The sequence below is a fragment of the Luteimonas sp. TWI662 genome (assembly GCF_039673825.1).
Lineage (GTDB): Bacteria > Pseudomonadota > Gammaproteobacteria > Xanthomonadales > Xanthomonadaceae > Luteimonas.
In genome coordinates, this window is the sequence record NZ_JBDJMI010000001.1 from 474,301 (window position 1) to 480,300 (window position 6,000).

A 6,000-nucleotide genomic window follows, 5' to 3' on the forward strand; every position below is an offset into this window, starting at 1 on the left:
GGATGCGCACCGGCAGGACGCGGAGCACGGGCCGCGGAGGGGTCGAAAGCATGACAGACCGGATCGGGAGGGACAGTCGCGACCGGGCGATTCTGCCACATCCCAGGCCCCGGGCCGGCCGTGGTTTGCATCGCGCGACAGGGGCTGTTTGACTGGCGGCTCGTTCGAACCCGGTCCTGTCCCGATGTACGCACTGTTTTTCGCCCGTCTCCACGCCGCCGCCGTCCTGTCGCTCGTCGCGGTGCTGCTGGCCGGCTGCGCCAGCTCGCGCAGTTTCACCGCAGGCCTGGATCCGGTGTCGTCACCCGAATGGGCGGCCGACATGGCTCGGTTCGCCGCCCAGGATGCCGCAACGCCGCCGCCGGAACGGCCGGTGGTGTTCACCGGCAGCTCATCGGTGCGCTTCTGGGACACGCTGGCGATGGACTTTCCCGACGTGCCGGTGCTCAACCGCGGCTTCGGCGGCTCGCAGGTGCGTGACTCGGTGTGGTACGCCGATGAGATCACGCTGCGCTACCGGCCGCGGCAGATCGTGCTCTACGCCGGCGATAACGACACCGCCGACGGACGTTCGGCGCAACAGGTACTGGCCGACACGCAGGCCTTCGTCCGGCGCATCCACGCCGAACTGCCGGGCACTCAGATCGCGCTGCTCGGCATCAAGCCCAGCCCGTCGCGCGCGAACCTGCTGGGCATCCAGCGTCAGGCCAATGACGCACTGCGCGCCTGGGCCGCGACCCAGCGCAACGTCGCCTACATCGATGTCTTCACCCCGATGCTGGATGCGAACGGGGTGCCGCGCGAAGACCTGTTCATCGAAGATCGCCTGCATATGAACGCTGCCGGCTACGCCCTGTGGCGCGACATCATCGGCCCCTATCTGGTCCGTTGATACCGGGCGTTCACCCGGCCCGAATGCGGGTCGGACCAGACTGCGACCGGTATCGACCCGGAGCACGGCCATGCGCCACCGCCTCGCCGCCGGCCTGCTGGCCGCGCTGACCCTGGGAGTTCCCATGTCGCACGCATTCGCACAATCGACCGTTGCGCCGCAACACCCGGGTGCGCCGGGCTACGACGTGCTGCTCGACGCCGCCACCGCGCCACTGCGCAGCGCGCTCGGTGATCGCGTGGTCGTCGAGGTCGAGCGCCTGGACCGGCTGGGCGACTGGGCGTTCCTGCAAGGCACGCTGCGCGCGCCCGGGGGCGGTCGTCCGGACTATGCCGGCACGCCTTACGCCGAGCGTGCCGCGGCCGGTGGCATGTCCGATGTCTATGTGGCCTTGCTGCGCGCGCAGCCTGCACAGAGCAGCGCCGATGAGGACGCGCGTGAGCCGCCGACCGACGACGGCGCATCGACGGAGCTGGATCCCCCTACGCCCCGATGGACGGTGCTCGACCACGCGATCGGGCCGTCCGATGTGGCCTGGCTGACGTGGCCGGAAACGCATGCGGCCCCGCGTCAGCTGTTCGGGTTCTAGCGTCGGCGAGCGGGCGCGCACCGCCGGGGGCCGCTGCGCGCCCCTGAGCACACGGACGAATGCCACACAGACACGGAGGCCGGCAATTGCCGGCCTTGTGCGGGTCATCGCAATGACGCCTCAGCGCGGCGGGGTGATGATCTCGTAGTTGCCCGAGGCACCGCCCCAGCTGATGCGCTGCGAGCCGTCGGCGTTGACGTTGTTGGAGCCGATGAACTGCGGCTTGCCGCCTTCGAAGCCAGCAAACAGCACCACATGCGACTGGCCGTTCTTCTGCATCAATACGACGTCGCCAGGCCGGGCATCGGCGAGCGACACCGTCTGCCAACCGTCGCCCTTGAGGTTGCTGGCCAACTGATCGACCGAGGCGCTGGCCTGCCCGGCGTCGATGACACCGGCCTTCTGCAGCACCGCCGAGACGAAGTTTGCACAGTTGACGTTGTTGGGCACCCACGACTGCATCGGGAGCTCGTCGCTGTACTTGAGTTCGCCTGCGTTACGGCCGATGAACTGCTCGGCGATCGCGGCCGGGTTGCGCGCATCGACCGCCCCCGTGTCGCCGACCGCCCCTGTATCGCCGACCGCGCCCGTGCCGCCGACGCCCCCGTTCCCCTGGCTACCGCCCGCGCCGCCTGCGGCACCGGGGATGTTGAGCGTGTCGCCGGCGTAGATCTTGTTGGGGTCGCGGATCTGGCTGTTGGCCGACATCAGGGCATCGACCGAGGTGCCATAGCGGACGGCCAGTGCACTGAGGGTATCGCCCCAGGCGATGTGATGGGACGAGGTGCTGCCGATCGCGGTCATCGCTAGCCTCCGGAAGGACGTCTGGCAGGCCCCAGGGCACTGGGGCGGACGTATGCACTGTCGCCGCCCCGGCCTGTGCGCTCAATCTGGGATCGACCCTAGCGAAAGGGCTCGCCCTATTCATCGCACGCCCCGGCCAGGCCGTGGGCGGCATCGCCACGGCGACACGATGTCCGCGGCACCGCGACGGGCGATCGGCCTGCGTGCAGCGCCGCAGGCCGTCCTGCAGCGCCAGCGCGCCGTCGCCGCTCCTGGGCTCGACCGATCAGCGTCGGCGGGCAGCCCCCATGGGCTGATGCAGGCTCAACACGGTACCGTCGGGATCGAGGAAGTCGAGGGTGAGGCCACCGTCGGGTGCCTCGCTGACGGGCGTCACGATCTCCACGCCGTGGGCGACAAGCGCATCGGCGCAGTCGTCGATGCCACCATCGAGCGAGAACACCGGGATCGGGGTTTCGCCCACCCAGACAGTACGTTCGAGCAACACGAGGGTCACGCTGCCGGCCTGGGCGGTGGCCATCGGGCCCTCGTGGCTGTCCTCGACCGTGAGCGCCAGGCCGAGCACGTCGCGGTAGAAGGCCGCACTGCGCGGCAGGTCGGTGACGAAGAACACAAGCGTTTCGAGTCGAGCATTTGCGAGCATGGCGGTTCCTGAAGGTGGGTTACGCCGATACGTTGCCGCTGGAGGCCGGAATGTGAGCACCGCGCCGGATCAACAGCAGATGCCCACTAGGATCATGCGTCCCGAGCGCACCGCCCAACCCCGCACTCTGCAGCACGCGGCGGGCCGGCCCCATCGGTCGTGGCATCGGCGCGCGGTGCGGCACCGGCGCCGCGGCGAACGCCCGCAGCGCCGCCCGGACCTCTGCGGGCGCCGCAGCGACGGACTTGCGGACCGAGACCAACCGCTGCCGGAACGCCTGCGGCGAGATGCCGAGCAGCCAACGGATCTCGGCGGCATCGAGCCCGTGCAGGACGAGCCGGGCCACGCGCTGGGCCGCGGGTGGCATCGGCGGCAGTGCCGGCAAGGCCGGCACATCGCAGGCCTGGCGCGCATGCAGGCATTCGCCGACCGCATCTTCGCGGCGCCGCCGTCGCACCGCACCGCGCGCAGCCAGGGCCGCTTGTCGGCGCAGGGTGCCCGCCAGCCATGCCGCATCGGTGCGGCCTGCCAGGATCGCGGCGAGCAGGACCTCCTGCACGAGATCGTCGACATCCACCGCACGTCGACTCAGGCGCGCCGCCTGCGCGCGCAAGCGACGCAGCAGGGCGGCGTCGATCGCCGGTGCTCCGGACAGCTCGACATTGGTGGCATCGGGACGCGAGGCAGGCATGGCCCGGAGCATAGCCTCACCGCGTGCGCGCAGGACGCCCAGCCGCACTACTGCTGACGCAGCGCCTCGATCGGATCGAGTTCGGACGCCTTGCGCGCCGGGTAGTAGCCGAAGAACAGGCCGGTCGCGACCGAGAACCCGGCCGCCAGCGCGACCACGTTGCCATTGAGCTGGATCGGCAACTCGCTGTTGTAGTGCCCGACCAGCAATGCACCGATCACGCCCAGCGCGATGCCCAGCACACCGCCGCCCAGCGACAGCAGCATCGCCTCGGCGAGGAACTGGCGGCGGATGTCCGACGGCCCGGCGCCGACCGCCATGCGCAGGCCGATCTCGCGGATCCGCTCGGTCACCGAGACCAACATGATGTTCATGATGCCGATGCCGCCGACGATCAGCGAGATCGTCGCGACCGCGCCGAGCAGCCATGACATCTGGCGCGTGGTCTGGTTGCGGGTGGCGACCAGCTGGGAGACATTGCGCACCTGGAAGTCGTCCGGCTCGCCCGGTCCGATCCGATGGCGCTGACGCAGCAGCGACTCCACCTCGCTCTGCACATAGCCCAGGTCGCCGGCATCGGCGACGGTCAGCGACACATCCATGACCGCGCCGGCCGGCAGGCCCATCGCCCCCATCAGGCGCCGTCGCGCGGTGTCCAGCGGCACGATCAGGATCTCATCCTGATCGCTGCCGAAACCGCTCAGCCCCTTGCTGTCGAGCGTGCCGAGTACGGTGAAGATCGTCCGGCCGATGCGCACCTGTTCGCCGACGCCGCTGGCCTCGCCGAACAGCTCCCGGCGGACGGTCTCGCCCAGCAGCACCACGCGTTCGGCGCCGGTGAAGTGCTGGGGCTCGAACCCGCTGCCATTGGCGATCGTCCAGCCGTTGATCTCCAGGAAATCGGGTTGGACCCCGCGCCAGCTGCTGTTCCAGTTGCGCTCGGCGTAGACCACCTGGCTGCTGCCGCGCAGCGAGCCGGAGATGTACTGCACCTCCGGGATCTCCTGGCGGATCGCGTCGATATCGCCCTCGTTGAGGGTGAAGAAGCTCGACGCGCTCATGCGTGCGCCGCCCGGCGAACGGCCGGCGCTGGGGCCGATATCGAGCTTCTGCGCGCCCAGGCCCGACAGCTGGCGATCGATCTCGGCCTGGGTGCCCTGCCCCACCGACACCATGACGATGACCGCTGCGATACCGATGATCACGCCCAGCGAGGTCAGCGCGCTGCGCATCCAGTTGCCGCGCAGCGCGAAGATCGCCGTGCGCAGGACGTCGAGGAAGTTCATGGTCCCGCTCCCGGGCGCTGACTCGAGAGCCCGGCATCGGAACCGGCATCCGGTCCGCGATCGCCGGAACCCGGCTCTTCGTGCAGTTCGCCATCGCGCATCACATAGGTGCGGTCGGCATGCGCGGCGACCTCCGGGTCGTGGGTGATCAGCACCACCGTATGGCCATTGTCGCGCAGTTGCTTGAACAGCGCGAGGATCTCCTCGCCGGTGCGGGTGTCGAGTGCGCCGGTGGGTTCGTCGGCGAGCAGCACCGGCGGCCGGTTGATCAACGCGCGCGCGATCGCGACGCGTTGCTGCTGGCCGCCGGACAGCTCGCTGGGCCGGTGCGCGGTTCGCGCCCCCAACCCGACCGCTTCGAGCGCGGCCTGCGCCCGCGCCCGCCGTTCGGCCGGCGGCACGCGCGCGTATCCCAGTGGCATCGCCACGTTGTCGAGCGCACTCATTCTCGGCAGCAGGTTGAAGCCCTGGAAGACGAACCCGATCGTGTCGCGGCGCAGGGCCGCCAGCGCCTCGCGATCGAGCGTCGCGACGTCGATGCCATCGCACAAGTAGACGCCATCGCTGGGCGTGTCGAGGCAGCCGATGAGATTCATCAGTGTCGACTTGCCCGACCCCGACGGGCCCATGATCGCGACGAACTCGCCGCGCCGGATGCGCAGGTCGACGCCGCGCAAGGCCACGACCTCCGCCTCGCTGCCTTCGGCGTAGATCTTCTTGAGTGCGCGGGTCTCGATGACGGGCGCCGGCGTGGACGTGCTCATCGCGGCGCGCGTTCGCCGATGACGATCGCATCGCCCTCGGCGAGCGGACCGGAGATCTCGACGCTGCTGCCGTCGCTGGCGCCGATGCGTACCGGCACCGCCTCGCGCTGCCCGTCGACCAGGCGATAGAGCGTCGTCCGCGTCGCGCCCACGAGCGAGGCCAGCGTGCGCTGCCATTGCGCGCGCTGGGTGTCGTCGAGCTGCGCTGTAAACTCGGCGAAATCCTGCTGGACGCGCTCGGTCACGCGCTGCCGGATCTGTGCCTGGAGACGGGGATCGAGCGCGCGCGCGCCGCCGCCCGGTCCGCCACGGTGGCCACCCGCTGCCGGGC

At 70.1% G+C, this 6,000-nt stretch carries 7 protein-coding genes and 1 pseudogene; 2 read left to right on the forward strand and 6 right to left on the reverse strand.

Translation table 11 applies throughout. The features are described 5' to 3' along the window. Window positions 1-184 precede the first annotated feature (184 nt). Window positions 185-892 (forward strand): SGNH/GDSL hydrolase family protein, encoded by a 708-nt coding sequence (locus ABE488_RS02390; protein WP_346446959.1) that lies wholly within the window; start codon window positions 185-187, stop codon window positions 890-892. A 70-nt stretch (window positions 893-962) separates the two neighbouring features. Next, complete coding sequence (locus ABE488_RS02395; RefSeq protein ID WP_346446960.1) at window positions 963-1,481, forward strand: hypothetical protein; 519 nt, start codon at window positions 963-965, stop codon at window positions 1,479-1,481. A 120-nt stretch (window positions 1,482-1,601) separates the two neighbouring features. On the opposite strand, the gene ABE488_RS02400 is transcribed toward ABE488_RS02395, so the two are convergent. The 6 genes and pseudogenes from ABE488_RS02400 to ABE488_RS02425 form a co-directional block, all read right to left on the reverse strand. After that, on the reverse strand, window positions 1,602-2,285 hold the full coding sequence (locus ABE488_RS02400) for a LysM domain-containing protein (protein ID WP_346446962.1): 684 nt from the start codon (window positions 2,283-2,285) through the stop codon (window positions 1,602-1,604). A 265-nt stretch (window positions 2,286-2,550) separates the two neighbouring features. Continuing rightward, window positions 2,551-2,928: a VOC family protein gene (locus ABE488_RS02405; protein WP_346446964.1), complete on the reverse strand. Its 378-nt coding sequence runs from the start codon at window positions 2,926-2,928 to the stop codon at window positions 2,551-2,553. Window positions 2,929-2,947: 19 nt separating this feature from the next. After that, window positions 2,948-3,619, reverse strand: coding sequence for a hypothetical protein (locus ABE488_RS02410; protein ID WP_346446966.1), 672 nt, complete (start codon window positions 3,617-3,619; stop codon window positions 2,948-2,950). Window positions 3,620-3,666: 47 nt separating this feature from the next. Next, a complete protein-coding gene (locus ABE488_RS02415) occupies window positions 3,667-4,905 on the reverse strand; it encodes an ABC transporter permease (RefSeq protein WP_346446967.1) in 1,239 nt (412 codons plus the stop codon). Beyond that, window positions 4,902-5,669: an ABC transporter ATP-binding protein gene (locus tag ABE488_RS02420; protein ID WP_346446969.1), complete on the reverse strand. Its 768-nt coding sequence runs from the start codon at window positions 5,667-5,669 to the stop codon at window positions 4,902-4,904. Before ABE488_RS02420 ends, ABE488_RS02415 begins: the two co-directional genes overlap by 4 nt. Next, window positions 5,666-6,000 (reverse strand): annotated as a pseudogene (locus ABE488_RS02425) (efflux RND transporter periplasmic adaptor subunit); the annotation flags it as partial. The gene ABE488_RS02420 and the pseudogene ABE488_RS02425, both read right to left, overlap by 4 nt.